At 70.0% G+C, this 25,904-nt stretch carries 23 protein-coding genes; 12 read left to right on the forward strand and 11 right to left on the reverse strand.

Features of this window, described 5'->3' with window-relative positions; translation table 11 throughout:
• Positions 1–85: 85 nt before the first annotated feature.
• Entirely contained in the window at positions 86–568 is a 483-nt protein-coding gene (locus ACFV15_RS06710) for a GNAT family N-acetyltransferase (RefSeq protein WP_378349164.1), read from the reverse strand.
• 382 nt (positions 569–950) lie between these two features.
• Complete coding sequence (locus ACFV15_RS06715) at positions 951–1,721, reverse strand: putative protein N(5)-glutamine methyltransferase (RefSeq protein WP_378349165.1); 771 nt, start codon at positions 1,719–1,721, stop codon at positions 951–953.
• 187 nt (positions 1,722–1,908) lie between these two features.
• Between ACFV15_RS06715 and ACFV15_RS06720 the strand changes: the two genes are divergently transcribed.
• On the forward strand, positions 1,909–2,868 hold the full coding sequence (locus ACFV15_RS06720) for a helix-turn-helix transcriptional regulator (protein ID WP_378349166.1): 960 nt from the start codon (positions 1,909–1,911) through the stop codon (positions 2,866–2,868).
• Positions 2,846–3,649, forward strand: coding sequence for a pentapeptide repeat-containing protein (locus ACFV15_RS06725; protein WP_378349167.1), 804 nt, complete (start codon positions 2,846–2,848; stop codon positions 3,647–3,649). The genes ACFV15_RS06720 and ACFV15_RS06725 overlap by 23 nt, the downstream gene beginning before the upstream one ends.
• Here the strand turns inward: ACFV15_RS06725 and ACFV15_RS06730 are convergent.
• Genes ACFV15_RS06730 through ACFV15_RS06740 form a run of 3 tightly spaced genes read right to left on the reverse strand, consistent with a single transcriptional unit; the run spans position 3,641 to position 7,762 of the window.
• Positions 3,641–4,471 (reverse strand): aminoglycoside phosphotransferase family protein, encoded by an 831-nt coding sequence (locus ACFV15_RS06730; RefSeq protein ID WP_378349284.1) that lies wholly within the window; start codon positions 4,469–4,471, stop codon positions 3,641–3,643. The genes ACFV15_RS06725 and ACFV15_RS06730 overlap by 9 nt on opposite strands.
• On the reverse strand, positions 4,404–6,107 hold the full coding sequence (locus ACFV15_RS06735; RefSeq protein ID WP_378349169.1) for an ABC transporter ATP-binding protein: 1,704 nt from the start codon (positions 6,105–6,107) through the stop codon (positions 4,404–4,406). Before ACFV15_RS06735 ends, ACFV15_RS06730 begins: the two co-directional genes overlap by 68 nt.
• The gene (locus tag ACFV15_RS06740; RefSeq protein WP_378349170.1) at positions 6,104–7,762 is read right to left on the reverse strand and encodes an ABC transporter transmembrane domain-containing protein; all 1,659 of its coding nucleotides are present in this window, start codon (positions 7,760–7,762) and stop codon (positions 6,104–6,106) included. Before ACFV15_RS06740 ends, ACFV15_RS06735 begins: the two co-directional genes overlap by 4 nt.
• A 190-nt stretch (positions 7,763–7,952) precedes the next feature.
• On the opposite strand from ACFV15_RS06740, the gene ACFV15_RS06745 reads away from it, so the two are divergent.
• The 6 genes from ACFV15_RS06745 (at position 7,953) to ACFV15_RS06770 (ending at position 12,998) form a co-directional block, all read left to right on the forward strand.
• A complete protein-coding gene (locus tag ACFV15_RS06745) occupies positions 7,953–8,798 on the forward strand; it encodes an LLM class flavin-dependent oxidoreductase (RefSeq protein WP_378349171.1) in 846 nt (281 codons plus the stop codon).
• 131 nt (positions 8,799–8,929) lie between these two features.
• Positions 8,930–10,339, forward strand: coding sequence for a rifampin monooxygenase (rox, locus tag ACFV15_RS06750; RefSeq protein ID WP_378349172.1), 1,410 nt, complete (start codon positions 8,930–8,932; stop codon positions 10,337–10,339).
• A gap of 52 nt (positions 10,340–10,391) precedes the next feature.
• A complete protein-coding gene (locus tag ACFV15_RS06755; protein ID WP_378349173.1) occupies positions 10,392–11,228 on the forward strand; it encodes a helix-turn-helix transcriptional regulator in 837 nt (278 codons plus the stop codon).
• Positions 11,225–11,830 carry a short chain dehydrogenase gene (locus tag ACFV15_RS06760; protein ID WP_378349175.1) on the forward strand — a complete coding sequence of 202 codons (606 nt, stop codon included), beginning with the start codon at positions 11,225–11,227 and terminating at the stop codon, positions 11,828–11,830. The genes ACFV15_RS06755 and ACFV15_RS06760 overlap by 4 nt, the downstream gene beginning before the upstream one ends.
• Before the next feature lie 32 nt (positions 11,831–11,862).
• Complete coding sequence (locus tag ACFV15_RS06765; RefSeq protein WP_378349176.1) at positions 11,863–12,417, forward strand: TetR/AcrR family transcriptional regulator; 555 nt, start codon at positions 11,863–11,865, stop codon at positions 12,415–12,417.
• Positions 12,417–12,998, forward strand: a complete 582-nt coding sequence (locus ACFV15_RS06770) for a DUF4865 family protein (RefSeq protein ID WP_378349178.1) — start codon at positions 12,417–12,419, stop codon at positions 12,996–12,998. Before ACFV15_RS06765 ends, ACFV15_RS06770 begins: the two co-directional genes overlap by 1 nt.
• A 53-nt stretch (positions 12,999–13,051) precedes the next feature.
• On the opposite strand, the gene ACFV15_RS06775 is transcribed toward ACFV15_RS06770, so the two are convergent.
• From ACFV15_RS06775 to ACFV15_RS06790, 4 genes are all read right to left on the reverse strand, one after another.
• Positions 13,052–14,167: an SWIM zinc finger family protein gene (locus tag ACFV15_RS06775; RefSeq protein ID WP_378349179.1), complete on the reverse strand. Its 1,116-nt coding sequence runs from the start codon at positions 14,165–14,167 to the stop codon at positions 13,052–13,054.
• The gene (locus tag ACFV15_RS06780) at positions 14,164–16,773 is read right to left on the reverse strand and encodes a DEAD/DEAH box helicase (protein ID WP_378349286.1); all 2,610 of its coding nucleotides are present in this window, start codon (positions 16,771–16,773) and stop codon (positions 14,164–14,166) included. The genes ACFV15_RS06775 and ACFV15_RS06780 overlap by 4 nt, the downstream gene beginning before the upstream one ends.
• Positions 16,774–16,893: 120 nt before the next feature.
• Positions 16,894–17,676: an ABC transporter permease gene (locus ACFV15_RS06785; protein ID WP_378349287.1), complete on the reverse strand. Its 783-nt coding sequence runs from the start codon at positions 17,674–17,676 to the stop codon at positions 16,894–16,896.
• A 5-nt stretch (positions 17,677–17,681) separates the two neighbouring features.
• Entirely contained in the window at positions 17,682–18,632 is a 951-nt protein-coding gene (locus ACFV15_RS06790; protein ID WP_378349180.1) for an ATP-binding cassette domain-containing protein, read from the reverse strand.
• 308 nt (positions 18,633–18,940) lie between these two features.
• Here ACFV15_RS06790 and ACFV15_RS06795 point away from each other — a divergent pair, with 308 nt between their 5' ends.
• A complete protein-coding gene (locus ACFV15_RS06795) occupies positions 18,941–19,876 on the forward strand; it encodes a hypothetical protein (RefSeq protein ID WP_378349181.1) in 936 nt (311 codons plus the stop codon).
• A 4-nt stretch (positions 19,877–19,880) separates the two neighbouring features.
• Here the strand turns inward: ACFV15_RS06795 and ACFV15_RS06800 are convergent, their stop codons facing one another.
• A complete protein-coding gene (locus tag ACFV15_RS06800) occupies positions 19,881–21,080 on the reverse strand; it encodes a hypothetical protein (protein ID WP_378349182.1) in 1,200 nt (399 codons plus the stop codon).
• A 200-nt stretch (positions 21,081–21,280) separates the two neighbouring features.
• Between ACFV15_RS06800 and ACFV15_RS06805 the strand changes: the two genes are divergently transcribed.
• From ACFV15_RS06805 to ACFV15_RS06815, 3 genes are read left to right on the forward strand one after another with little or no spacing between them, the layout of a single operon-like run.
• Positions 21,281–22,450, forward strand: coding sequence for a site-specific integrase (locus tag ACFV15_RS06805; RefSeq protein ID WP_378349184.1), 1,170 nt, complete (start codon positions 21,281–21,283; stop codon positions 22,448–22,450).
• Between the two features lie 43 nt (positions 22,451–22,493).
• Positions 22,494–23,012, forward strand: coding sequence for a MarR family winged helix-turn-helix transcriptional regulator (locus ACFV15_RS06810; RefSeq protein ID WP_378349185.1), 519 nt, complete (start codon positions 22,494–22,496; stop codon positions 23,010–23,012).
• Positions 23,013–23,022: 10 nt separating this feature from the next.
• Positions 23,023–24,171 (forward strand): cytochrome P450, encoded by a 1,149-nt coding sequence (locus tag ACFV15_RS06815; protein ID WP_378349186.1) that lies wholly within the window; start codon positions 23,023–23,025, stop codon positions 24,169–24,171.
• Between the two features lie 149 nt (positions 24,172–24,320).
• Here the strand turns inward: ACFV15_RS06815 and ACFV15_RS06820 are convergent, their stop codons facing one another.
• Positions 24,321–25,793: a glycosyltransferase family 39 protein gene (locus ACFV15_RS06820; protein ID WP_378349187.1), complete on the reverse strand. Its 1,473-nt coding sequence runs from the start codon at positions 25,791–25,793 to the stop codon at positions 24,321–24,323.
• Positions 25,794–25,904 lie beyond the last annotated feature (111 nt).

Below are 25,904 nucleotides of genomic sequence, written 5' to 3' on the forward strand. Positions count from 1 at the left end.
GTGAGCGTTTCCAGCCCCTTCCGAGGACTCCTGATCCCCAGGTTGGCGTAACGCCGATAATGTACATTATGTCAAGTAGTGGAGATCAGGGCACCGGACGCGACCGCCACACCACCCCCAGTGCCGGATCCCCGCCCGGACTCGGCTCGACACGATCCACCGCGAAACCCTCGCGCTCGTAGAACGCGCCCGCACGCGTGTTGGCCGCGAAGTGTTCGATGAACAACCGGCCGGCGTCGCCAGGCAACTGCTTGATGAGCGCCTCGAGCAACCGCGGGCCAACGCCGTTGCCGCGATGGCCTGGATCGACGTAGAGCTTGTAGATCACATGATCGTCGCCTCGGCGCCCGCGCTGCCCGACACCGATGAGCTGCTCCCCTGCCTGCGCGACGATCACCAGGCCGCTGGTGACGGCCGCGCGGATCTGTGGCTCGCTCCACCACAGGCGGACTTGGTCGGCCGCGGCCGCGGCGCCGATCAACGGCGTGTAGTGCGGCCGGATGTGCGCTTCGCCGAACCGGCAGATCGCGTCGACGTCGCCAAGTTCGGCTGTCCGCAGCTCAGTCACGGATACTCCCCTGGTTTGCGCGCCAGTACCTGGTCGTCGGGTCGTGTGTGTTTCCGACGGTTCTAACCCAATGTCGGGCAGGTTGGTCAAGCCCGCTCGGTGGGTGCCGCAGGGGTGGTTGAACGTAGCGAACGGGGCGTTCGCAACGCTGAGCGACGCATACGCCCCGTTCATTCCGTCCACCCCACCCCCGCAAAGCAGTCAAATGCGACATCGCGGGGCGAAATTTAGGCGCTTGAGTCCTTTGAGGACGTTAGATGCCTGCGGTCGGGCCGCCGACGACGGCCCGACCGACCCGGGTTTCACCTGCTCACGTGCCGATTGACAACGCAGGCCAAGCTTTGACTACCCAGCATTGGGTTCTAGCCGGCAACACTCACGATTATGCCGGTTTGGTGCCGATGACGACGGTGGCGTCGAGTTCGTCCGATGTGGACACTCGGGCTTGTAAGCCGTTGCGGGTGAAGGCTTCCGCGGTGCTGGGTGCTTGGGCTCGGCTGGTTTCGATGAGCAGGTGGCCGCCGACGGCGAGCCAGTTCGAGGCTTCGGTGATGACGCGGCGTTGGATGTCGAGGCCGTCGGGGCCGCCGTCGAGTGCGATGCGGGGTTCGTGGAGGCGGGCTTCGGGTGGCATGAGGCTGATGGCTTCGGTGGGTACGTAGGGGGCGTTGGCGACGAGGAGGTCGACGCGGCCGCGGAGGCTCTCCGGCAGTGGGGTGTAAAGGTCGCCTTGGTGGACCTCTCCCCTGGTGATGTTGCGATCGGCGCAGGCCACGGCGGCGGGGTCGATGTCGACGGCGTGGAGTTCGGCCGGGGTGAGTTCCGCGGCGAGTGCGGCGCCGACGGCGCCTGAGCCACAGCAGAGGTCGACGATGACCGGGTGGGGCGGGGTGAGCGCGATGGCGAGTTCGACGAGGTGCTCGGTGCGGCGTCGGGGTACGAAGACGCCGGGGTCGACGGCGATGCGGAGGCCGCGGAAGCTCGCCCAGCCGAGTACGTGTTCGAGTGGGAGGCCGTCGATGCGCCGTTGGAGCATGGTGGCGAGGTCGTCGGGGTTTTCCGCGGTGGTGAGGAGAAGTTCGGCTTCGTCTTCGGCGAAGACACAGCCGATGGCGCGGAGCCTGGTGATGATGGTGGTGCGGGTGAGTGACATGGGAGCGCCTTCTGTGGTGTTTCGGGCGCTCTCGCGGTCGGCTACGCCAGGACCGGCCCGTCAGAGGAGAGCGCCCTGCTGGTTTCAGCGTTGATGGGTCTCACCTCCTCGGTCGTGAACTGCGGTGAGGTTACCGCACGGTGGAATGTGCTCATCAGGTGCGCACTTTGTTTGGGAGACTGCGTGTATGCGTGCGGATCGGCTGGTGGCCACTCTCCTGGTGTTGCAGGCGCGTGGGCGGGTGACGGCGGCGGAGCTGGCTGAGGAGCTCGAGGTGTCGGTGGCGACGGCGCGGCGTGATCTGGAGTCGTTGTCGTCGGCGGGGATTCCGGTGTATCCGCAGGCGGGGCGTGGTGGTGGCTGGCAGCTGGTGGGTGGGGCGCGTACGGATCTGAGCGGGTTGTCGGCTTCGGAGGCGCGGGCGTTGTTCTTGCTGGTGGGGCCCGCGGCGTCGATCGCGCCGGAGGCGAAGGCGGCGTTGCGGAAGCTGGTGCGGGCGTTGCCGGACACGTTCCGGGCGGACGCGCAGGCGGCGGCGGACGCGGTGGTGATCGACGCGGCGCGGTGGGGTGAGCGGGATCGGCGGCGGCCGGCGCTGGTGGACGCGTTGCAGGGTGCGGTGGTGTTGCGGCGGAAGGTTCGGCTGGTTTACGAGGGCCGGACGCGGAGTGAGCGGGAGGTGGATCCGCTGGGGTTGGTGGACAAGGACGACATTTGGTACCTGATCGCGGGGACGGAGCGGGGGCGGCGGACGTTCCGGGTGGATCGGATCGTGGAGGCCGAGGTGCTGGCGGTGCCCGCGGAGCGGCCGGAGGATTTCGATCTGGGTGCGGCGTGGGAGGAGGTCGTGGAGGTGGTGGAGCGGAAGCGCTCTCTGCTGTCGGCGACGGTGCTGATCGAGGAGCGGTTCGTGCGGATCCTGCGTGATCACTTCGGGCGGCATTGTGAGCGGCTCGGTGCCGAGGGTGGCCGGGCGAGGGTGCGGGTGGCGGCGCCGACGGCGGTGGACATCGCGCGGACGCTGGCGGGCTGGGGTACGCAGGTGGAGGTGGTGGAGCCGGGGTCGGTGCGGGTGGAGCTCGCCCGGATCGGGGCGGAGCTGGCGGCGCACTACGCTGTTTCGGGTGAACCGCGAGCTGAAGGCTGATTGCGAGAACTGTTTCGCGTTGTGCTGTGTGGCGCCGGCTTTCGCGGCTTCTTCGGACTTCGCGATCACCAAGCCCGCCGGGCAGGCGTGCCCGAATCTGGCTGAGGATTTCCGGTGCGGGATCCATCGTGATCTGCGGGCGAAGGGGTTCCGCGGGTGCACGGTGTTCGATTGTTTCGGTGCCGGTCAGCAGGTCTCGCAGGTGACGTTCGGCGGTGAGGACTGGCGGCGGTCGCCGAAGGTGGCGCGGGAGATGTTCGCGGTGTTCCCGGTGATGCGGGATCTGCATGAGCTGCTGTATTACCTGACCGAGGCGTTGGCGTTGCCTGCCGCGCGGCCGGTGCGGGCCGAGCTCGAGGTGGCGTTGAAGGAGACCGAGCGGCTGACGTTGCACAATCCGGCGGCGTTGGGGCGGCTGGATGTGGCGGCGCATCGGCATGGGGTGAACGGGGTGCTGCTGCGGGCGAGTGAGCTGGCGCGCGCGGAGGTCAAGGGTAGGAAGAAGGATCGGCGGGGTGCGGATCTGATCGGGGCTGCGTTGCGGGGTGCGAGCCTGCGTGGTGCGAGTTTGCGGGGCGCGTACTTGATCGGGGCCGATCTGCGGGGTGCTGACCTGCGGCTGGCGGATGTGATCGGGGCGGATTTCCGGGACGCGGATGTGCGTGGGGCGGATTTCACGGGTGCGTTGTTCCTGATCCAGTCGCAGCTGGACGCGGCGAAGGGTGACGGGACCACGAAGCTGCCGTCGTCGGTGCGTGCTCCGGGGCATTGGTCAGAGTAGGTCGGCGAGTTCGCGGGCGGTTCGCATGTCTTCGGTGCCGTCTTCGTCTTCGGAGACGCACCACAGTGCGGATTCGACGGTGCGGGCGAGTGCCCAGGCGGTGAGTCGTTGCGGGGTCTCCCCCAGTATTTCGGCGGCGATGGTGAAGCGGTCGGCGAGGCCGTGGTCGTCTTCGGTCTGGTCGATGAGGGGCCAGGGGTCGTAGGCGGGGTCGCCGATCATGGGTTTGGGGTCGATGGCGAGCCAGGGTTCGCGCTGGGCGGCGAGGATGTTGCCGGGGTTGAAGTCGCCGTGCAGCAGGACGTCGCGGGTCGCGGAGGCGGGTAGTTCACGCAGGAGTTTCGTGCCGAGTGCGACGAGGCCGTGGTCGAAGTCGGGCTGGTGGGAGTCCATGCGGGTCTCGACGAGGTCGGCCCATTCGGCGGTGACGTCGGCGAGTGTTTCGAGGCCGGTGCCGTCGGGTGGGGTGATCCAGAGTTCGCGCAGCAGGGTGGCGCCGGTGACGAGGTCGTCGAGGTGGGTGCCGGGGTCGCAGTGTTCGATGAGCAGTGCGAAGCCGTCGTTTTCGTAGAGGCGGGCGGCGTGGTGGCCGTTCCAGAGGCGTAGTGCGGTGGCCTCGCCCGCGGCTTCGCGGTGGGGTTCGCTGATCTTGAGCACGGCCGGGGTGCCGTCGGCGCGCCTGGCTCGTGTGGTGTAGGAGCAGCTGCCGCCGTCGTAGGGCGTGCCGAGGGTGAGTGACCAGCGTTCGGCGAGGTCAGCCGGTGTGGCCGTGCCAGGAGGCCCAGAGTGCGGCGTAGGTCCCGTCGCGGGCGAGAAGGTGATGGTGGCTCCCTAGTTCGGTGATGCGGCCGTGGTCGATGATCGCGACACGGTCGGCGTCGTGCGCGGTGTGCAGGCGGTGTGCGATGGCGATGACGGTCCGTCCTTTGAGGACGGCGGCGAGCGCGCGTTCGGTGTGCCTGGCGGTGGTGGGGTCGAGCAGTGCGGTGGCTTCGTCGAGGATGACGGTGTGCGGGTCGGCGAGTACGACCCTGGCGAGTGCGAGTTGCTGGGCTTGGGCGGCGTCGAGTGCGCGGCCGTCGGGGCCGAGTGTGGTGGTGAGGTCGTCGGCCCAGTGGGCGCGGACGGTGGCGAGTGCGTCCAGGAGTGTGTGGTCGTCGGCGTCGGGTGCGGCGATGAGGAGGTTGTCGCGCAGGGTGCCGAGGAAGACGTGGTGGTCCTGGGTGACCAGGACGATCTCGCCGGGTGCGAGTGCGGAGACGGGGACGCCGCCGATGGTGATGGCGCCGGTGCGGGGGTGGTCGACGCCGGCGAGCAGGCGGCCGAGTGTGGATTTCCCGGCGCCGGAGGGGCCGACGAGTGCGAGCTTCTCCCCCGGTTCGATGGTGAGGTCGATGCCGGTGAGGACGTCGGGGTGGCCTGGGTAGGCGTAGCGCAGGCCGCGGACTTCGATGGGGGCCTCGGGTGCGGTGGCGGTCGGTGGTTCGGTGGTGGCGTGGACGCCTTTGATCCTGGCCAGTGAGGCGCTGCCGAGCTGGAGCTGGTCGAGCTGCATGAGGATGCGGTCAAGTGGGTCGATGAGCTGGCGCAGGTAGAGGCTGGTGGTGACGACGGCGCCGAGGGTGGCGTGGCCGGTGAAGTAGAGCGCTCCCCCGGCGAGCAGCGCGACGACGGTGGGGATGGCGTAGGCGATGTCGAGTCCTGGGAAGAGGACGCTGCGCAGGTAGAGGGTGCGGGTGCGGGCGGCGCGGGCGCCTTCGATGGTGTGGAGTCCGGCGGTGACGCGGCGGTCGCCGAGGTCGAAGGCCTCGATGGTGCGTGCGCCTTCGGCGGTGGCGGCGAGTCCTTCGGCGAGTGCGGAGTTGGCGGCGCCTTCGGCGAGGTAGGCGTCGCGGGCGCGGGTGAGGTACCAGCGGGTCACGAGCAGCATGACCGGGAATCCGGTGAGCGCGGTGAGGCCGAGTAGCGGGTCGAGCAGGAAGACGGCGCCGAAGAGGAACAGGATCTGGACGGTGGCGAGGAAGACCTCGGGCACGGCGTCGCGCAGTGTGGTGCCGACGGCGGCGACGTCGGTGGTGCCGCGGGTGACCAGGTCGCCGGTGCCCGCCTGTTCGACGAGCGCGGTGGGGAGTTTGAGGGTGTGGTCGATGAGGTCTTCGCGCAGGCCTGCGAGTGCGCGTTCGCCGATGCGGTGTGCGGCGTAGCGGGCGAACCGGGTGAGCACGAGCTGGATGAGCGCGAAGCCGAGGATGGCGAGGGTGAGGGCGTCGACGGTGCTGGTGGTGGTGCCGGTGGCGACGTTGTTGACGACGATGCCGAGCAGCCAGGGTGCGCCGAGTCCGGCAGCGGCGGCGAGTGAGCTGAGCAGGAGCACGCCGGCGGTGGCGCGGCCGTCGGCGCGGATGAGGGTGGCCAGTGCGCGGCGGACGGTGGCGCGGTCGGCGATCGGCAGTGTCATCCGCGGAACACCAGGCGTTGGTAGCCGGGGCAGGTTTCGAGCAGGTCGGTGTGGGTGCCGGTGGTGTGGACGCGGCCGTGTGCGAGGTAGGCGACGGTGTCGGCCTGGTCGAGCAGCAGTGGCGAGGTGGTGACGACGACGGTGGTGCGGCCTGCTCTGGCGGTGTGCAGGCGGGTGGCGATGATCGATTCGGTGTGCGCGTCGACGGCGGAGGTGGGTTCGACGAGCAGGAGGATCTCGGGGTCGGCGAGTAGCGCGCGGGCGAGCCGCAGGCGTTGGCGCTGGCCGCCGGAGAGGTTGCGGCCGCCTGCGTCCACTGTGGAGCGCAGGCCGTCCGGGAGTGCGTCGACGATGTCTTCTGCCGCGACGGTGTGCACGGCGGTGGTGATCTCGTGGTCGGGGTGGTCTCGTTGGGTGGCAACGGTTTCGCGGAGCTGGCCCGCGAAGAGGTGGCTGTCGTTGTCGGCGACGAGGATGCGGGCGCGGATGTCGGCGAGTGGGATGCGGGTCAGCGGGGTGCCGCCCCAGGTGGCCGCCGAGTCGGTGTAGCGGCCGAGCCGGTCGACGAGTGCGATGGCGTCGGCGGGGTCGGTGGGTGCGAGTGCGAGCATCTGTCCGGTGGGGACGGTGAGGCCGGTCGCGGGGTCGTGCAGGTCGGCGGGGCCGGGTGGGCTGGGGTGGTCGCCGTCGGCGGGTTGGGGGCGCAGGTTGAGCAGTGTGGTGACGCGGCGGGCGGCGACGAGGCCGCGGCCGACGTCGCCGGCGCTGGCGACGATGAAGTCGACCGGGATGACCAGTACGGCGACGTAGCCGTACACGGAGACCAGTTCGCCGGTGGTGATGGCGCCGGAGGCGGCCATGCGGGCGGCGAGCCAGGTGACGGTGGCGAGGAAGATCGCGGGCAGTCCGGTGGCGAGTGCGTCGATCCAGCTGCTGACGGCGCCGACGCGGTAGCCCTCGGCGCGCAGGTCGCGTGAGGCGCGGTGGTAGCGGGTGGCGAAGAAGTCCTTGCCGCCGATGCCGCACAGCACGCGCAGGCCGGAGACGAGGTCGGCGGCGCGGGCGGTGAGCGCGCCCTGCTGGTCGCGGTAGACGGTTTCGGCGCGTTGCAGGCGGGTGAGCAGCGGTCCGATGATCAGCGCCAGTACCGGGACGCCGATGAGGATGACGGCGGCGAGCAGCGGGGAGATCGGGAAGAGGACGGCGGCGATCACGCAGAACGCGATGATGGCGCCGACGCCGGGACCGGTCATGGTGAGTGCTTTGCCGATGTTGATGACGTCGGCGGCGCCGATGGTGACCACTTCGCCGCCGGTCATCTGGCGTGGCAGTACGGCGCCGAGGCGGACGGCGTGGCGGGTGACGAGGTCTGCGGTGCGCAGTGAGGCGTCCATGCGCACGAAGGTCATGGTGCGGTGGCGGAAGGTGCCGAGCCAGGCGAGCAGGAGCCCGGCGCCGAACAGGGCGAGTGCCCACCAGGTGAGCGCGCGGGTGTCGTGTGCGCGCAGTCCGTCGTCGATCGCGTGGGAGAGCAGGTAGGGCGGGAGTGCGAGTGCGAGCATCCAGGCGGTGCCGACCAGTGCGCCGCGCAGCACCCGCCATCGCTGTTTCATGGTCAGCCACCACAGATACCGACCAGGCCCCCAGGCGATCATGGCTTCCACGGTAGCGGCGGTGCCGAACGCTTTTCCGTCCGGAAAATCGGTGGACGGGGCCGGGTAGGGTGAAGTCACTCTAAGAGAGCACGCTTCCCGGAAGTATCGCCGCAGTGTGGAAGCAAGCCCGCGGGTACGCGTGGCCAGGAGGGGCGGCAGCCTTATTCGTCATGCCCTTCCAAGGAGTCTCATGAACATCGGTCTCGGCCTTCCCATCGCCGACCCCGCCGGCCTGCTCACCTGGGCCCGGCGTGCCGACGCGGGCCCGTTCCGCACGCTCGGCCTGCTCGACCGTCTCGTCTATTCGAATCCCGAACCTCTGGTCACGCTGGCGGCGCTCGCCGGTGCCACCTCGCGTGTCCGTGTGCAGACCGAGGTGCTGATCGCGCCCGTGTACGACACGGCGATGCTCGCCAAGCAGACCGCCACCCTCGATCGGATGTCCGGCGGGCGGTTCACGCTCGGCATCGGTGTCGGTGGCCGTGCCGACGATTTCCTCGCGGTCGATCGTGACCTGCGTGGCCGTGGCAAGCGGCTTGACGAGCAGCTGGTGCAGCTGCGCTGTTTGTGGGCCGGTGAGCCTTACGGTGAGGGTGTCGGGCCGATCGGTCCGTTGCCTGTCACGCCTGGTGGTCCTGAGTTGTTGTTCGGCGGTTTCGCCGATGCCGCGCTCGAACGTGTCGCCCGGTTCGGCGACGGGTTCCTCGGCGCGTTGCCGCCGCAGTATCAGGACCGCATGTTCCGCAAGGTCGAGCAGTTCTGGCGTGAGCATGGTCGTGACGGTGCGCCGCGGCTGGTCGCGCAGGTCAACGTCGCCCTCGGTCCGGACGCGGTGATCGAGCAGGCGCGCTCGAACATCCTCGAGTATTACGCGTTCACCGATCGGGCCGAGTACATGGTGGACGGGATGGTCACCACGCCCGTGCGGTTGCGTGAGGTGATCGCCGCGCATACGGCGCTCGGCGCCGATGAGGTGATGCTCTACTGCTGGGCGCCCGATCCGGACCAGGTGGACCGGATCGCCGACACGGTCTGAGCATGACAAAGGCAAGGAGCCCGAACTCCTTGCCACTCTCAACGTATAGCGCACCCGGGGGCTTGCCACAAGCCCCCGGGTGCGCCGGAGAATCGTCCGCCGAAGCGATTTCGGGAAGCGGGGGTTTTCTGGTGTTCGAGGTGATCGTCGCAGGTGGCGGGCCGACCGGCATGATGCTGGCGGCCGAGTTGCGGCTGCGCGGGGTGGGTGTGGTCGTGCTGGAGCGCGACGCCGAGCCGACGAAGGTGGTGCGGGCGCTCGGCCTGCACGCGCGCAGTATCGAGGTGCTCGATCAGCGTGGTCTGCTGGCGCCGTTCGCCGACGCCGGGCGGCAGGTTCCGGTCGGCGGGTTCGCGGGTATCGCGAAGACGACCGAGCGGCTGGACACCACGTATCCGTACGCGCTCGGGATCGCGCAGCCGACGGTCGACCGGCTGCTGACCGAGCACGCCGTCGGCGTCGGGGCCGAACTCCGGCGTGGGTGTGAGGTGGCCGGGTTCAGCCAGGACGATGACGGGGTGACCGTTTCGCTGGCCGACGGGACGTTGTTGCGTGCGCGGTTCCTGGTCGGCTGTGACGGTGGCCGGAGCACGGTGCGCAAGCTTCTCGGTGTCGGGTTTCCGGGTGAGCCGTCGAGTGCGGAGACGTTGCTCGGTGAGATGCGGGTCGGCGCTGCGGCGGACGAGCTGATGGCCGTGATGACCGAGGTCCGCAAGACCCAGCTGCGGTTCGGTGCGATGCCGCTCGGGGACGGGGTGTATCGCGTCGTCGTGCCCGCCGCCGGGGTGGCCGAGGAGCGCGCGGTCGCGCCGACGTTCGAGGAGTTCAAGGAGCAGTTGCGGGTCACGGCCGGCACGGATTTCGGGGTGCGTGAGCCGCGGTGGCTGTCGCGGTTCGGTGACGCGACCCGGCAGGCCGAGCGTTATCGCGTCGGCCGGGTGCTGCTGGCCGGGGACGCGGCGCACGTCCATCCGCCCGCCGGTGGACAGGGGCTCAACCTGGGCATCCAGGACGCGTTCAACCTCGGCTGGAAACTGGCCGCCGAGCTGGCGGGCTGGGCGCCGGACGGGTTGCTGGACAGCTACGAGGCCGAACGGCATCCGGTGGCCGCCGAGGTGCTGTCGAACACCCGTGCGCAGATGGAACTGATGTCGCTGGCGCCCGGGCCGCGGGCGGTGCGGCGGCTGGTGTCGGAGCTGATGGAGTTCGAGGAGGTCCGCCGGTATCTGACCGAGAAGGTCATCGCGATCGGTGTCCGCTACGACTTGGGCGACGGGCACCCGCTGGTGGGCAAGCGGCTGCGGGACGTGGCGCTGAAGCGGGGGCGGCTGTACGAGCTGATGCACGAGGGCCGTGGCCTGCTGCTCGATCAGACCGGCGCGTTGTCGGTGGCGGGCTGGGCGGATCGGGTCGATCACGTCGTCGATGTCAGTGAGGAGCTGGACGTGCCCGCGGTGCTGCTGCGGCCTGATGGGCACGTGGCGTGGGCCGGTGCGGACCAGGACGAGCTGGCGGTGCGGCTGGCCAGGTGGTTCGGCTGAGTACCCCTGTCTGGGGCAGGCGACGGCGGGCGATCAGCGCCACGATGGGCTGGTGATCAAGACAGCGAACGACCTCGGCGGGTTTCTGCGCAGCAGGCGGGAGCGTCTGACGCCGGAGGCCGCGGGCATCGAGCCCGGTGTCACACGCCGGCGGGTCCCGGGGCTGCGCCGGGAGGGGCTGGCCGAACTCGCCGGGGTCAGCGTCGGCTACTACACCCGCCTGGAGCAGGGCATCAGTGCCAGCGCGTCGGGCGCCGTGCTCGACGCGCTGGCCACGGCGTTGCGGCTGGACCCGGCCGAGCACGAACACCTGCGGATCCTGGCCGCGCCGCGACGGCCGGCGCGCGCCCGGTCCCGCAGGAGCAGGCTGCGCCCGTCGGTGCGGGACCTGCTCGCCGCCATGCCCGGCACACCGGCGATCGTGCTCGATCACCGTGCCGACGTGCTCGCATGGAACAGCCTCGGCCACGCGCTGCTCGCAGGCCATGTCCCGTTCGACGCCCCGGACACGCCGGTCCGGCCGAACATCGCCAGGATGCTGTTCCTCGACCCGCATCACCGGGCGCTCTACCGCGGCTGGCAGGCCAAGGCGCAGGTCACGGTAGCGGCACTGCACCAGGCGGTCGCGCGGTATCCGGGTGATTCGGAGCTGGAACGGCTCATCGGCGGGCTCGCCGCCGCCAGCCCGGAGTTCGCCAGGATGTGGGCGCGGCGTCCGGTGCGGACCTGCTCGTTCTACGTGCGTGAGCTCGACCATCCCGTTGTCGGGCCTGTGACCTTGGCGAATGAGACGGTGACGTTGCCCGATGACGACCAGCGGATCGGGCTGTTCTACGCGCGTCCCGGCACAGCGGACGCCGACGCGCTCACGTTGCTGGCGCAGCGATGAGGATCGTCGTCGTCGGCGGTGCCGGAACCATCGGACGGCGGCTGGTGCCCGCGTTGCGCTCACGCGGTCACGACATCGTGGTCGCCAGGCGGACGTCGGGTGAGGTGCGCGTCGACCTCGCGTCGCCCGCGACGATCGAGGCGATGTACCGCGAGGTCGGGGCGGTCGACGGGGTCGTGAGTGTCGGTGCGCACGGCGCGCTCGACGAGTTCGCGACGCTGACGTCGGAGGCGCTGGCCGAGAACATGCGCGCCAAGTTCTTCGGGCAGGCCGAACTGGTGCTCACCGGGCAGCGTCACTGCGCAGACGGCGCCTCGTTCACGTTGACGTCCGGGATCTTCGCCGACCAGGCGTGGCCCGGTGTCACCGGCGGTGGTGTCATCAGCGGCGCGCTGCACAGCTTCACGTTGTCGGCGGCGATCGAGTTGCCGAAGGGGATGCGGGTGAACGTGGTCAGTCCCACGCTGGTGGGCGATTCCGCGGGCGCGTTCGCCGAGCAGTTCCCCGGCATGCGGCCGGTGCGCATCGACGACCTGGTCGGGCACTACCTGTCCTGCGTCGAAGGCGACGGCACCGGACGTGTCATCCGCGCGTACGGCTGAAGGCTGTACCTACTGGTATGTACACTGGGCGCATGGACACGGCCGAGCGGTTGATCACGAGCACCCAGGAGCTGCTGCGCGAGCGCGGCTACGTCGGCACCAGCCCCAAAGCCATCCAGCAGCGGGCGGGCGCCGGACAGGGCAGCATGTACCACCACTTCACCGGCAAACCCGACCTCGCGCGCGCGGCGCTCACCCGCAGCGCGGCCGAACTGCGCGCGCTGGCCGACCAGCTGCTCTCGGCCGACGACACCGCGGTCAACCGCGTCGAGGCCTACCTGCGCCGTGAACGCGACGTGCTGCGTGGCTGTCCGATCGGCCGTCTCGCCCAGGACCCCGACATCATCGCCAGCCCCTCGTTGCGGGCACCGCTGGACGAGACTTTCGCCTGGCTGCGCGGAAAACTCGCCGACGTCCTCGCCGAGGGCCGTGAACGCGGCGAACTCGACCTCGACCCGGTCACCACGGCGGCGACGATCGTGGCCGTGCTGCAGGGTGGCTACGTGCTCGCCCGCGCCGCGGACTCCGTCGAACCGTTCGACCAGGCCGTCACCGGCGTGCTCGCGCTGCTGAAGGGCGCCGCCTGATGTACGCGATGCAGTACCAGATCACCCTGCCCGCCGACTACGACATGGACGTCATCCGGCACCGGGTCGCGTCCAGGGGACACCTGCTCGACGACTTCCCCGGCCTCGGCCTCAAGGCCTACGGCATCCGCGAACGCGGTGTCGACGGCTCACCGATCAACCAGTACGCCCCGTTCTACCTCTGGAACACCCTCGGTGGCATGAACGCCTTCCTGTGGGGCGCCGGATTCCAGGGCATCGTCACCGACTTCGGCCGTCCGGCGGTGCTGCACTGGACCGGCGTCGCGTTCGAGCACGGCGCCGCTTATGGCTCGCTCCCCCGGACCGCGACCTTGCGCACCGAGACGCTGCCCGCGTGGGCGGATCCGGCACCGGCGCTGGCGGCCGCCCACGATGAACTGCGCGACCGCGCCGCACTGTCCACAGTGCACTCGGCAGCCCTGGCGATCGACCCCCGGCACTGGGAACTCGTCCACTTCACCCTCTGGACCGGCGAACCACCGCGCGAGTCCGGCGAACGCTGGCAGGTCCTGCACCTGTCCACGCCGGAACTGACAGCCCTGCCCACCGGCCGCTTGTAGGGGGTCGTGGGCGTTGCGGGCGGTTAGCACAGCCCGCAACGCGCACGAGCCTTTTAGCCGTAGGTCGCGAGGAGAGTGGGCAGGTCGGCGGGCGGACCCGCAGGCCACCACTCGCCGTGCTGGTCGCGGTAGGGATACCAGCGCTCGTCACGGCCCAGCCGCAGCTGCAGGTCCCGGTCCGGCACCGTGAACCAGTTCCGCGCGACCTCGACGACATCGCCATCGCAGGCCGCCTCCAGCGCGGCCATGGCACGGGCGTGTGCCTGCTTCGGCGGGGTCCACGGCGATTCCAGCGTCTTCAACGCCGCCAGCCCGCCGTTCGACCACGCCGCCGCGGCCCGGCCCAGCTCCGGGTACCGCGCACGCAACCCCGCGTCCGACGCCGCCAGCCGCACCGTGTCCTGCCGCAGATCCAGCGCGGGCTCCCCCGCCAGCAACCGCCGCGCCTGCTCGGCCGCGTTGGCCGCCAACGGCGCCACCTCAGGCCCGGGAGGCAACTCCACCGGCGCGAACACCCCCGCGCCCAGCGGCTCGGGCAACGGCGGCAGCTCCCGCGCGTACGCCGCCGCGCCGCTCACCCCGCGACGTTCCACCGGCGGCGCGTTGCGCAGGTTCAGCGCGTCCAGCAGCTCACGCTCACCACGCCCGCGCAGCAGCAGCAACACGAACGGATCCGCGTCCAGCAGCCACGACACCTGATAACACAGCGCCGCCGCGTGCTCGCACGGCAACTCCCAGCCGGGGCAGTCACACTCCGGCTCCAGGTCGCCGATCCCCGGCAGCAGCTCGACACCGGCGTCCTCCGCCGCCGACACCAGATCCTGTGGCATGTCCTTGTCCAGCAACGCCGCCAGATGTGACGCGCGCGCCGCGACCCGGTCGAGGAACCGTTCCCAGTCGGCGTCGCTGAGCCGTGCCAGTGTCACCCGGGTCTGGAACAGCCCGTCCGGGCTGCCGTCGACGGTCGCGCTCAGCCGCCCGGGGCTGACCGTGATCGTGCCGACCCGCCCCGCGTAGGCGAACCGCCTGCCTCGCTTGAGCGGTTCCAGTGCGAGCGCGCTGTCCTCCATCGCCTTGATCCACGCCTGGCCCCACCAGGACCGCGCGAACCGTCCCGCGCGGCGCTTGACCACCCCGAAAGCCGGGAAACCCCGTACCCGATCGTTCATCGCAACTCCACGAGCTCGGCCAGTTCGGCGTCGGTCAGTTCGGTCAGTGCCGCCTCACCCGAGGCCAGCACGGCGTCGGCGAGCGCGCGCTTGCTCCGCAGCATCGCCCCGATCCCGTCCTCGACGGTGCCCTCGGCGATCAGCCGGTGCACCTGCACCGGGCGCGTCTGCCCGATCCGGTAGGCCCGGTCGGTCGCCTGGTCCTCCACCGCCGGGTTCCACCAGCGGTCGAAGTGCACGACGTGATCGGCCCGTGTCAGGTTCAGCCCGGTGCCCGCCGCCTTGAGCGACAACAGGAACACCGGCGCCTCACCGGCCTGGAACCGGCGCACCAGCTCCTCCCGCTTCGGCACCGGAGTGCCACCGTGCAGCAGCTGCGTGCTGATCCCGCGTGCGGCGAGATGGCTCTCGATGATCCGCGCCATCGCCACGTATTGCGTGAACACCAGCACCGCGCCGTCCTCGGCGAGGATCGTGTCCAGCAGCTCGTCGAGCAGCTCGAGCTTCCCCGACCGCTCGGCCGCGTGCCCGCCGTCCTTGAGGTACTGCGCGGGGTGGTTGCAGATCTGCTTGAGCCCGGTGAACAGCTTCATCACCAGCCCGCGCCGTGCCATCCCGTCGCTTTCGGCGATCCGCGCCAGCGTCTCGCGCACGACCGCCTCGTACAGTCCGGCCTGCTCCTTGGTGAGCCCGACCGGCCGGTCCGTCTCCGTCTTCGGCGGCAGCTCGGGTGCGATACCGGGGTCGCTCTTCTTACGCCGCAACAGAAACGGCCGCACCAGCCGCGACAGCCCGTCGAGATCATCCGACCAGCGAGTCAGGAACGACCCGAGCGAGCCCAGCAGCCCCGGCGTGGTCCAATCCAGCAACGCCCACAGCTCCGAGAGGTTGTTCTCCACCGGCGTGCCCGTCAACGCGATCCGCGCCTGCGCCGGGATCCGCCGCAACGCCTTCGCCGTGCCGGACCGCGCGTTCTTGACGTGCTGCGCCTCATCGGCCACCAGCAGCCCCCACCGCGGGCCCGAGAGCCGGTCGGCGTCGAGCCGCATCGTCCCGTACGTGGTCAGCACGAACCCGTCGCTCACGTCCTCGAGCGACCGCTCACCGCCGTGGAACCGCCGTACCTCGGCGCCCGGCGCGAACCGGCGGATCTCGCGTTCCCAGTTGCCCAGCAGCGACGCCGGGCAGACGACCAGCGTCGGCCCCGGCGTCACGGACGCCCGGTGCAGGTGCAGCGCGATCAAGGTGATCGTCTTGCCCAGCCCCATGTCGTCGGCGAGACAGCCACCCAGCCCGAGCGAAGTCATCCGGTCGAGCCAGTTCAGCCCGCGCAGCTGGTAATCCCGCAACGTCGCGGCGAGCGCGGCAGGCTGCGGCGCCGGTTCGGGCGCTTCCGTCAGCCGTGCGCGCAACGCCTCCAGCCAGCCGTCCGACACGACGTCGACCCGCTCGCCCTCGACATCCGCTGTCCCGGTCAGCGCCGCGCCGAGCGCGTCGATCGGGGTGAGTGGCTTGAGCGCGCGGTCACGGGCCTTGCGCGCCAGCGCCGGGTCGAGCAGCAGCCACCGCCCGCGCAGGCGCACCACCGGCCGATGCGATTCGGCCAGCTGATCCATCTCCGCCTCGGTCAACGCGCCGTCGCCGAGCGCGAGCTGCCAGTCGAACCCGAACAGTGTGTCCGCCCCGAAGAACGACTCGCCGGCAGGCTCGCCGGAGTTCACGACAGCTCGTGCGGTCAGCCCGAGCTCGAGCTCCTTGGGCCAGTGCACCTCGACCCCGATCGCCGCCAGCCGCGGCAGCACCGACCCGAGCAGCTCGTCGAGATCGGCGTCGGTGAGCCGGACCGCGTCGGGCACAGCGGTGTGCAGCAGCTGCTCCAGCAACGGCCACACCCGCGCCGCCCGCCGCACCGCGAGCAGCGTGTCGATCCGCGCCCTCGGCCCGGAACCGTCCGCCCACAGCTCGGCCGCGTCGCTGACCTGCGCCGGATCGGCGAGGCTGTGCACTTGAAGTACCGCCCGGAACACCGCGTCCTCGAAGTCCCCTTCAACGCGCAGCGACAGCCGTACCCCGGCGTCGATACCGGCCGCGACCTCGTCGGCCCAGCCCCGCAGTTCCGGAACCCGTTGCGGCGCCTTCGCCGCGAACGCCGGCGCGCCCGCCAACCGCACGGCCGCCGGCGTCCTCGGCAGCCCGTCCACGACCGCGTCCACGAAATCCCTGGTCAGACCATGCGCGTCGGCGAGCAGCCCGTCCGGCGTGACGGCTCTGGCCTCCGGCGGCATCGCCTCGCCCAGCGCACGCAGATGATTCGCCTCCTCAGCGTCGAGCGGACCGGCACGCCACGCGTCGAACCCGTCCGGCGAAACCCCCGGCAGCAACCGCCCGCGCGCGGCCAGCTGCCACGCCGACTCGACCACGGCACCCCAGAACACCACCGAGCGATGCGCCCCGGCCCGATCCCGCGCCGCGTACAGCATCGGCGCGGCCGCGTCGACACCCAGCCGCACCGAAGGCACGGTCCGCGCGCCCTCGGGAAACATCACGCTCACTGACCCCGCCTCGCCCGGCGGCAGCTCGCCACCGCCGGGCGACCAGAACGCCATCCGCCCCGACCTCGGCGGATCTCCCGCTTCGAACACGACCGCGTATTCGGGAGAAGTCACCCACACCCCTAACTCTGTACTAAGTACGATACTGGCTTGTCGTCCGGCACCCGAAGATCGTTACGCCCCGAGCCCGCGATAGGCGCGCACGGACAGCGGGAAGAACACCGCCAGGATCACCAGCGGCCACACCGCCGCCATCAGCACGCTGTGCCCGGTGATCCACGAATCCCCGCCCCAGCCAGGATTGCCGAACAGTTCCCGCGCCGCGGCCGCCGTCGACGACAGCGGATTCCAGTCCGCGATCGCGCCCAGCCACGCCGGCATCGTGCTCGTCGCGACGAACACCCCTGACAGGAACCCGAACGGGAACTCCAGCGTCTGCACCAGCGTCACCGACGACGGCGTCCTGATCCTCAACCCCAGGTAGATCCCCACCCACAGCAGCGAGAACCGCAGCAGGAGCAGCAACCCGAACGCCCCCAGCGTCGCGCCGAGACCGCCATGCGGCCGCCACCCCACGGCGAACCCACTCCCGACGACCGCCGCCAGCGCGATCACCGCGCTGACCATGTCCGCCAGGCTCCGCCCGACCAGCACCGCCGATGGCGCCATCGGCAGCGACCGGAACCGGTCCGTCACCCCCTTCGACGCGTCGTCGAGCACGGCGATCATCGTCGCCGCCATCCCGAACCCCATCGTCATCGCGAACATTCCCGGCATCAGGAATTCCAGGTAATTCCCACCGCCCGGCACCGTCATCCCGCCACCGAGCAGATACCCGAACATCAGCACCAGCAGGATCGGGAACGCCGCCAGCATCACGATCTGCTCCGGCTGCCGCCCCAGATGGGTGAGGTAACGCCGGGTCACCGTCCAGCTGTCCTCGACAGCCCAGCGCAGCGCGCTCATGCGTCCTCCTTCTCGGTCAGGCGCAGGAAAACCTCATCCAAGGTCGGCCCCCGCAGCGCGATGTCGTCCGCGGGAACCCCCGCCTCGTCGAGCACCCTGGTCACCTCGGTCAGCGCCCGCACCCGGTTCGTCACCGCGACACTGACCCGGTAGGTCTCGGCGTCGGCCGCGACCTCGACGCCGAGCGCGGCCCCGATCAGCTTCGCCGCCCGCGACGCGTCCTCGCCCGTGCGCAGCACCACCTCGATCCGGTCACCGCCGAGCGCCGACTTGAGCTCGGCAGGCGTCCCGTCGGCGATGACCAGGCCACGGTCGACAACCGCGATCCGGTCAGCGAGCTGATCGGCCTCCTCCAGATATTGCGTGGTCAGCAGCACGGTCGTGCCCGCGGCGACCAGTGACCGCACGGCCGCCCACACCTCCGCCCGCCCTCGCGGATCCAGCCCGGTCGTCGGCTCGTCCAGGAACAGCACCGCGGGCGAGAGCAGCAACCCCGCCGCGAGATCCAATCGCCGCCGCATCCCACCGGAGTACTGCTTGACCGGCTTCGCGCCCACCTCGTCGAGCCCGAACTCGGCGAGCAACTCGTCCGCCCGCCGCCGCGCCGCGCGTGGCCGCAGATGATGCAGCCGCCCGAACATCACCAGGTTCTGCCTGCCGCTGAGCACCTCGTCCACCGCCGCGTGCTGCCCGACCAGCCCGATGCTGCGGCGCACATCGACGCCCCGGCGCGCCACATCGAACCCGGCGACCTCGGCTCGCCCGCCGTCGTAGCGCAACAAGGTGCTCAAAATCCGCACCGTCGTGGTCTTGCCAGCCCCGTTCGGCCCGAGCAGCCCGCACACCGAGCCCGCCCGCACCGCCAGATCGATCCCACGCAAGGCGACCGCGTCGCCGTAGTTCTTCCGCAGCCCGTCGGTGACGACCGCGTATTCGGGATTGCCCACCCAGAAACCCCTCACTCTGTACGTTGTACGACAATCAGGGTAACACAACGCCGTACTGCGTACAGAGAATTCCCGGAGCGGAGATGACGCGCCGTGGTTCGGCGCGATCACCAGCTGAATCGTGAGCGGTACGGCCGGTTCTAACCGGCCGTACCGCTCACGAGCCCGTGGATCCGAGCCGCTACTCATGCCGGAAAAAGCCCTGGTGAGTGTGATGTCGGCCCCGGTACGGGAATCGGCGCATACCAGACGAAAGTCATCACCTAGAGTGAGCGCACCACGATCGACTTTCACACTGGGGAACACTTATGACCACGCCACCGCAGTCCGGCCAGCCCGAATTTCCGCCGCCTCCGCCCGCCGCGCTCCCGGAATTCCCGCCCGCGCCTCCCCTTCCGCCGCAGCCGGCCAAGCCGAAGCGGGGTCTCAAGGTCCTGCTGCGGTTCGCCGTGCCGATCGTGATCGGCCTGATCGTCCTCGCGGTGCGCGTGTTCAACGGCGGCTCGTTCTCCTCCGCCAGCCACAACGTCGGCGACTGCCTCAAAGGCAACACTGACAACGTCGACAGCATCTCCAGCGTCGACTGCGGCCCTGACGCCAACTACAAGGTCTCCGGCGTCGTGAAGGACCAGAACGAGTTCGCGGTCAAGTTCTCCAGCTCGGCCTGCGAGCCTTTCCCCAACACCGACGCGATGTACTGGTACGGCAAGTCCGGCGGCACCGGCACCGTGTTCTGCCTCGAGGACCTCAAGAACCCCGGCCAGCGCATGCCCGCGGTCGGCGACTGCCTCAAAGGCTCCACCGCCGAGGACGTCAAGAAGATCGAGTGCGGCCCCGAGGCCGACTACAAGGTCGCCGCGATCGAAGACGCCCCGTCGATCATGGGAGCGGACAGCAGCACCTGCGCCTCGGTGCCGACGTCCTCGACCGTGCTGAGCTGGAAGAAGTCAGGCGGCGTCCTGCCTACCACCAAGGCACTCTGCCTGGAAGACCTCAAGAACCCTGGCAAGCGCAGGCCCGTCGTCGGCGACTGCGTGAACAAGAGCGAAGGCGGCTCGGTCGTGGCAGCCTGCGACTCCGGCGCCAAGTACAAGGTCGCGGGCAAGATCGACGGCACCTCCCAGTTCTCGACGGACTCGGTGAAGAAGATCTGCAAGGACTTCCCCGGCTCCACCGAGGTCATCTGGATGGGCATCCAGTCCGCGCTCACGGGCACCACCTACTGCCTGGCCCCCAACAAGTAGCGACTCACGGAGCCAGCGCGCCACGTAACAGCTCCCGCACTGTCTCGGACAGTTCGCCGTCGTGTTCGGCCACCAGGTCGCGCACGACGGCGAACCGCGTTCCGGCGGCTTCCGCCCGCTCCTCGGCGAGCTGCCGGGCATGCTCGGCAGCCCCGAGATCCCGGTTCAGCGAGTTGATCGAGGCCCGCAACTCCGCCAGCGCACCCTCCTGCACCGTTCGCGTCGCCCGCACTTCCTGTTCGAGCCTGCCTCGCACTTCCTCGGCCTGCACACGGACCCGCTCGGTTTCCGCACGCGCTTGTTCGGCCGCCACGTGCGCCTCGGACAGCTCCTGCCGACGATTCGCCTCCGCCGCCTCGGCCTGCTCACGCAGTTTGGCCGCCTCCCGCGCCGACGCCTCGCCTCGCTCCTCGGCCGCTTCCGCCCGAGCCCGCTGTTCGCCCAGCGCCCCCTTCGTCTCCTCAAGCGAACCCCGCGCGGCGGCCAGTTCCGCGACGGTCGCGGCGAGCGTCCTGTCCAACTCCGCGACCTGCCCGACGGCGGCTTCCGCGCGCGCGGTCGCCCGGGCCAGCTCGTCCTGCATCGCCGCCGTCGCGCCTTCCGCACGCAACTGCGCCTGCTCGGCTTCGATCCGCGACCGTTCCTCCTGAGCGCGCAGCCGCTTTTGGTTCTCCCGATCACGAACCGCGGCCTGCGAAAGCCTTGACGCGTCATCGGCCTTGTCGCGCGCCTCGGCCGCCGCCGCCTCGGCGATTCCGCGCAGCCTGCGCTGTTCCGTCGCGTCGGCATCCGCCGAGTCGCGGGCCGCCAAGGCCTCCGCGACGGTCGTGCGCAGCTGCCGTTCGATCCCGGCCAACGCCTCGACCAGTTCCCGCGCCGGCTCCACCGCTCGCGTGACCTGCGCACCCAGCGCTTCGACCGAGACGCTGTCGAGCGCGACCGGCCCCTCCCGCAACGAGTCCACATCGACCAGCGCCGCCTCGGCGTCCCGGCATGTCAGGTTCCGTGTGCCCCAGCTTTTCCCGTCCTGACAGAACCTCGCCCGGTTTCCCCGTCCGCTGACCTGCGGCAACACGGCCCCGCAGCGTCGGTAGCCACAGGTTCGCCGACTTTCGTCACCGTTTTCGTCAGGCCTCGGCGGGAGCGGGGGTAATCCGTCCAGGCTCAGGTCGTCCAGATCGCCGGTTTCGGGCGTGGGGTTCATGATTTCCACCCTACCATCACGATATTTTTAGAAGAATATTGAATCTCTTCTATCAATATCTGAGTCATAGGATGCATCTAGCTTGTGATAAGGTCACATATCCCAAGTGAGCTACCGGGCAAATCGGACAGCTTTGGGGAGGGGTTGACGGACGGGAGGAGAGGGCGATCACCGGGCTTCAAGAGGGGTCGAAAAACTGGGTGGCTGCCCTCGGGGCGCCTGCGGCGCCTCGCGCAGGGGAGTCGTCCGAAACACGGGAGCTGCCCACCGCGACCGAACCGGCGGGTAGGGAAGCACCGGCCGAGCCGACAGGAGTTGCCGCGCCGCAACGGCGAACCGAAGCCGCGCTCCCCCAGTTCGCCGACCTGACGCCGCGGGAACGGCTGGAGCGACTCGACGAGGCCGCCACCCAGTACGTCGAAACCCAGCGGCCCGCGAACACGCTCAAGGCCTACGCACAGGACTGGAAGATCTGGCAGGACTACACGGCCGATCTCGGCATCCCGCTGCTGTCGGGCACGGCAGGGGCGTTGACCGGCTTCGTCGTCTGGCTGGAACAGGGGCGGGTGCTTCGACCAAGCGAGCCTGGCGCCGGGCAAGCCGGGGTGTGGCGAGCCGCTCCCGCCGCGCCGTCGACGATCGAGCGGCGGCTGACCGGGGCGATCGCCGGGCTGCGGGACCACCGCGTGCACGTCGATCCCGAGGCGAGCCGGGCCGCGTGGCAGGCACTCAAGGGCTACCGTCGGCGGCTCGCGCAGGCGGGGACCGAAATCGGGCGAGGCAAAGCCACCATGGTCACGCTCGCCGACCTGCGAGCGATGTCGAGGGCGTGCCCGGAAACCCTGGCGGGGCGACGCGATCGGGCGATGTTGCTGATCGGGTTCCCGATCGCGGCGCGATGCTCCGACCTGGCGAATCTGCTGGTCACGGACGTCAAGCAGATCGATGGCCGCGGACTCGAGGTCACCGTCCGACACGGGAAGAGCACCGGTGAGATGGCGATCCCTCGGCGGGACAACGTGGACACCGATCCGGTGCGGGCGTGGCGGGCCTGGCGTGAGGCGGCCGGGATCAGCGAGGGCGCGGCGTTCCGGCGGATCGACCGGCACGGGAATCTGTCCGAGTATGGGCTGACCACCACGGGCACCAATCAGATCCTCACGCGCGCGGGCGAGCGCGCGAACCTGCCCTACGCGGTCACCGGGCACTCGCTGCGGTCGGGGTTCGCCACCGAGGCGCGCCGGGCAGGCGCCGATGATGTGGCCATCGCCGACCAGGGGCGCTGGGTTCGGGGCAGCAGGGCGCTCTACGAATACATCCGGCGTGTTGACCGCTGGGATGACAACGCCGCCGGAGCGCTGGACCTCTGACCGGGACTCGAATACGCATCGTTTCTGATGTATCGTTTTCGATGTGAAGGCCGGTGAGCTTTACCTGCTCGGGAAGCACCTGATGGAGCTCGCCTCCCACGGGATGCGCGATGACGCCGATCCCGAGGTGCCGGAGATCTTCCTTGTGCTGATCTCGGTGATCGTCGAAGCGCCTGGGCTGTCGATCAGCGAGCTGACCGCGCGCAGCGGGTTCGCACAGAGTCACGTCTCGGCCGCTGTCGCGCAGCTGCGGGAACAGGGCGCGGTGGAGACACGACCCGACCCGGCGGATCGGCGGCGCACGCTGATCACACCGGTCGAGGGGCTGGTCACGGCTGTGGCGCAACGGCAGCAGCGCGATGCCGAGCAGATTCTCACCGTGGCACTGGCCGAGCTCGATCCGGACGTCAAGGCGGTCGCCGGCCGGGCGGCCAGGCTGGCTCAGGCAGCGGACGAGCTGTATCGGCTGCTGACCGCGAGGGCGTTGGGCGTGAGTGGGGAGTCCGCGCTGATGCCGTTGCGCTCACTGGCCGAAGAGGCGACGGCCAAACCGAAGAACTAGGGGGAATCACATGGACTACCCGTTCACGGGCACGGAGCCGATGCGCTGCCCGCCGGAATTCGCCAGACGGCAGGACGAGGAACCCGTCAGCCGGGTGCGGCTCGCGAGCGGTGAAGAGGTTTGGCTCGTTGCCCGCTACGCCGACATCCGCGTGCTACTGGCCGACCAGCGGTTCCGGCCGTGGCTTCCCGGCACGCCCGATACCGGCGCCGGGGGTCTGCTCTTCACCATGACCGGACCTCAGCACACCCGGTTGCGGCGCATCGCCGCGAAGGCGCTGAGCCCGCGGCGGGTGGAGCTGCTGCGGCCGCGGATCGAACAGCTCGCGAAAGAACTGGCCGCCGACCTGATCGGGCGGGGACAGCCCGCGGATGTGCTGGCGGGGTTTGCGATCCCGTTCGTGCTCGCGGTGCTGAACGAGCTGCTCGGTGTGCCCGTCTCGGCTCGTGATGACCTGCGGACCTGGGTGGATGGCACCGTCGCGGTGTTCACCGCACCGAACTACGAGGAAATGGCCGAAGCCGCACAGAAGCTGGGCGGCTTCTTGGCGGAACTGGTCGAGGCGAAGCGGAACGCACCCGGCGACGACCTGCTGACGGCGTTGATCCAAGCGCGCGACGACGATGGCGACGCGTTGAGCGCGGACGAGGTCACACAGCTGGCCTTCGCGGTCGTGATCGCCGGGTACGTGCCGCCCGCGAACGCGTTGGCGCAGGCCGTGTTGCGGCTGGCGGTCGAACCGGATCTCCCCCGCGAGCCCGGCTTGATGCCCGCGCTGGTCGAGGAACTCCTGCGCCAGGATCAGGGCTCGGCCGCCGATCAGGGGCGGGTGGCCGTCGAGGACGCCGACATCGGCGGAGTGCCGATCCGCGCGGGCGAGTTCGTGCTCGCCGCGCTGCGGGCAGGCAATCACGATACGCGGCGGTTCCCCGAGCCCGACGTGGTCGATCTCGGTCGGACGCCAGGGCATCTCACGTTCGGACACGGGCCGCATCATTGCCTCGGTGCGGCGCTGGCCCGGCTGGTGCTTCAAGCCGGTGTCACCGCGCTGCTCGACGCCGCGCCGCGGTTGCGGCTGGCCGTGCCGGTCGAGGAACTCGGCTGGCGCCGGATGTTCCTGACCTTGCAGGGTCCGGTCAGCGTGCCGATCCGGTGGTGACCATCCGCGCGGATAGAGGTACGCCCGTTCTGCTGCGCTGAAGGCTGCACGATGATCGAGCGATCGAACCTGCCATGGCGGGAAGGCCAGACCCTCCGCGTCGACATCGGCAAAAGTGTCACCATCGACGGCCGCGAGTGGCGGAACGCTCAGTAATAGACGCGCAGGTCCGGCCACACCTGCGACCACGGTTTCGGCGGCCGGGCGCACAACGCGATGCGCGTGCCCTGCTCGTCGTTGTCCAAGCCCAGGCCGTTGTCGTGGACCGCGACCACGCGGCAGTCACGGAAACCGCGGCGAGCCGCTGCTTCCTCCGCGAAGCCGACCAGGAGCACCGGGCCGGTCTTCGTGTCCGAGGGCGGGCCCCAGTCGTAGTAGGACATGTGGCCGGAGTACGGCTGCGGCAAGCCGAAATTGCCGCCGTAACGCTCGACGGCGGCCGCCTGGCCGTAGTTCGACGTGAAGATGACCGCGCCGCTCCGCTGACCCGGCGGGATCTGCTCCCAGGCATGGGCGACGGTCGCCGTGAACCCCGGCCAGCCGACCTGCTCCCCCTGCTCCTTGTTCAGCGCCATGATCGGGCCTGCCAAGGAGCTCGCCGGGACGATCGGCAACCCGATCAGCAGCGAACCCGGGAGAGCCGCCACCGCCAAGACCGCCGCGATGATCACCCTGGACCTGCGGTCGATCCAGCCGAGGATGGGTTCGGCGCCCGCCGCGGTCAGCAGGATCAGCAGCGGCACCGAGTAGTACGGCTTTCCGCCGATCAGCAGCAACACCACGCACAGCACGGGATAGCTCAGCGCGACCGCGCGCAGCTTCGGCGTGCGCCACAGCCGGACCAGGCCCGAGAGCCACACCGGCACCAGCATGGGCGACAGGTACACCAGCTGCAGCGGCACGAAGGTCAGCCGGTTCTCCGTGCCGTCGTCGCGGCTGATGCCCTCCGCGACCGTGAGCAGCGGGAAGCCGTGGACTGCCTGCCAGATGAACGACGGGGCCGCGATCACCACCGCGATACCCATGCCCGCGGCGAGCCAGGCGCTGCGGAACACCGAGCGCGGCCCCACCGCCAGCACCGCGATGCCGAGCGCGAACAGCAGCAGGAGCACCAGCCATTTGTTCGTCAGGCCGATTCCTGACGCCAGCCCGAGCGGCAGCCACCAGCGGCCGTCGCCGGTGCGCAGCAACCGGATCGCCAGCAAGCCGATGAGCAGCCAGATGACCATGTCCACGGTGTTGGTCGACACCATGTGCGACATCAGCAGCACGAAGGCGGACAGCGCGGTCGTCGCGGCGGCGAGCAGCTGGGGCCCTCGGCCCCCGCCGAGTTCCCTCGCGATGAACGCGGCCAGCACGACCGTCATCGCGCCCGCCAGCGTCGCGATCACACGCAGGCCCGCGGGGTCGCTGCCGAACACGTCCGTGGCGATCCTGGCCAGCCACGGCGTGAGCGGCGGCTGGTCCACGTAACCCCAGGCGAGCCGGTCGCCCGCGGCGACGAAGTACAGCTCGTCGCGGTGGAAGCCGTAGCCGCCGGACAACGCCGTCAGCACCACCACCTGGACGGCGACGAACGCGCCCACCAGCCCACCCTCGAAACGTGGCAATTCTTCGTCCACAGCGGACCTCCCCAGGTTCCGTCGGATCCTAGGGCACCCCCGCCGTCCACCGGCTCCGTGGCACGCTGTCCAAAACCGGAGTCGCCATTCGTCGGACAGGTAACCGAACCT

Source organism: Amycolatopsis sp. NPDC059657 (genome assembly GCF_042734395.1).
Classification (GTDB): Bacteria; Actinomycetota; Actinomycetes; order Mycobacteriales; family Pseudonocardiaceae; genus Amycolatopsis.

Coding starts and splice junctions, on each gene's coding strand:
- ACFV15_RS06815 (WP_378349186.1), top strand. CDS start 23,023: ATGGACTACCCGTTCACGGGCACGGAGCCGATGCGCTGCCCGCCGGAA.
- ACFV15_RS06760 (WP_378349175.1), top strand. CDS start 11,225: ATGAGGATCGTCGTCGTCGGCGGTGCCGGAACCATCGGACGGCGGCTG.
- ACFV15_RS06735 (WP_378349169.1), bottom strand. CDS start 6,107: ATGACACTGCCGATCGCCGACCGCGCCACCGTCCGCCGCGCACTGGCC.
- ACFV15_RS06800 (WP_378349182.1), bottom strand. CDS start 21,080: ATGAACCCCACGCCCGAAACCGGCGATCTGGACGACCTGAGCCTGGAC.
- ACFV15_RS06720 (WP_378349166.1), top strand. CDS start 1,909: ATGCGTGCGGATCGGCTGGTGGCCACTCTCCTGGTGTTGCAGGCGCGT.
- ACFV15_RS06740 (WP_378349170.1), bottom strand. CDS start 7,762: ATGATCGCCTGGGGGCCTGGTCGGTATCTGTGGTGGCTGACCATGAAA.
- ACFV15_RS06765 (WP_378349176.1), top strand. CDS start 11,863: ATGGACACGGCCGAGCGGTTGATCACGAGCACCCAGGAGCTGCTGCGC.
- ACFV15_RS06745 (WP_378349171.1), top strand. CDS start 7,953: ATGAACATCGGTCTCGGCCTTCCCATCGCCGACCCCGCCGGCCTGCTC.
- ACFV15_RS06775 (WP_378349179.1), bottom strand. CDS start 14,167: ATGAACGATCGGGTACGGGGTTTCCCGGCTTTCGGGGTGGTCAAGCGC.
- ACFV15_RS06715 (WP_378349165.1), bottom strand. CDS start 1,721: ATGTCACTCACCCGCACCACCATCATCACCAGGCTCCGCGCCATCGGC.
- ACFV15_RS06795 (WP_378349181.1), top strand. CDS start 18,941: ATGACCACGCCACCGCAGTCCGGCCAGCCCGAATTTCCGCCGCCTCCG.
- ACFV15_RS06780 (WP_378349286.1), bottom strand. CDS start 16,773: ATGGCGTTCTGGTCGCCCGGCGGTGGCGAGCTGCCGCCGGGCGAGGCG.
- ACFV15_RS06770 (WP_378349178.1), top strand. CDS start 12,417: ATGTACGCGATGCAGTACCAGATCACCCTGCCCGCCGACTACGACATG.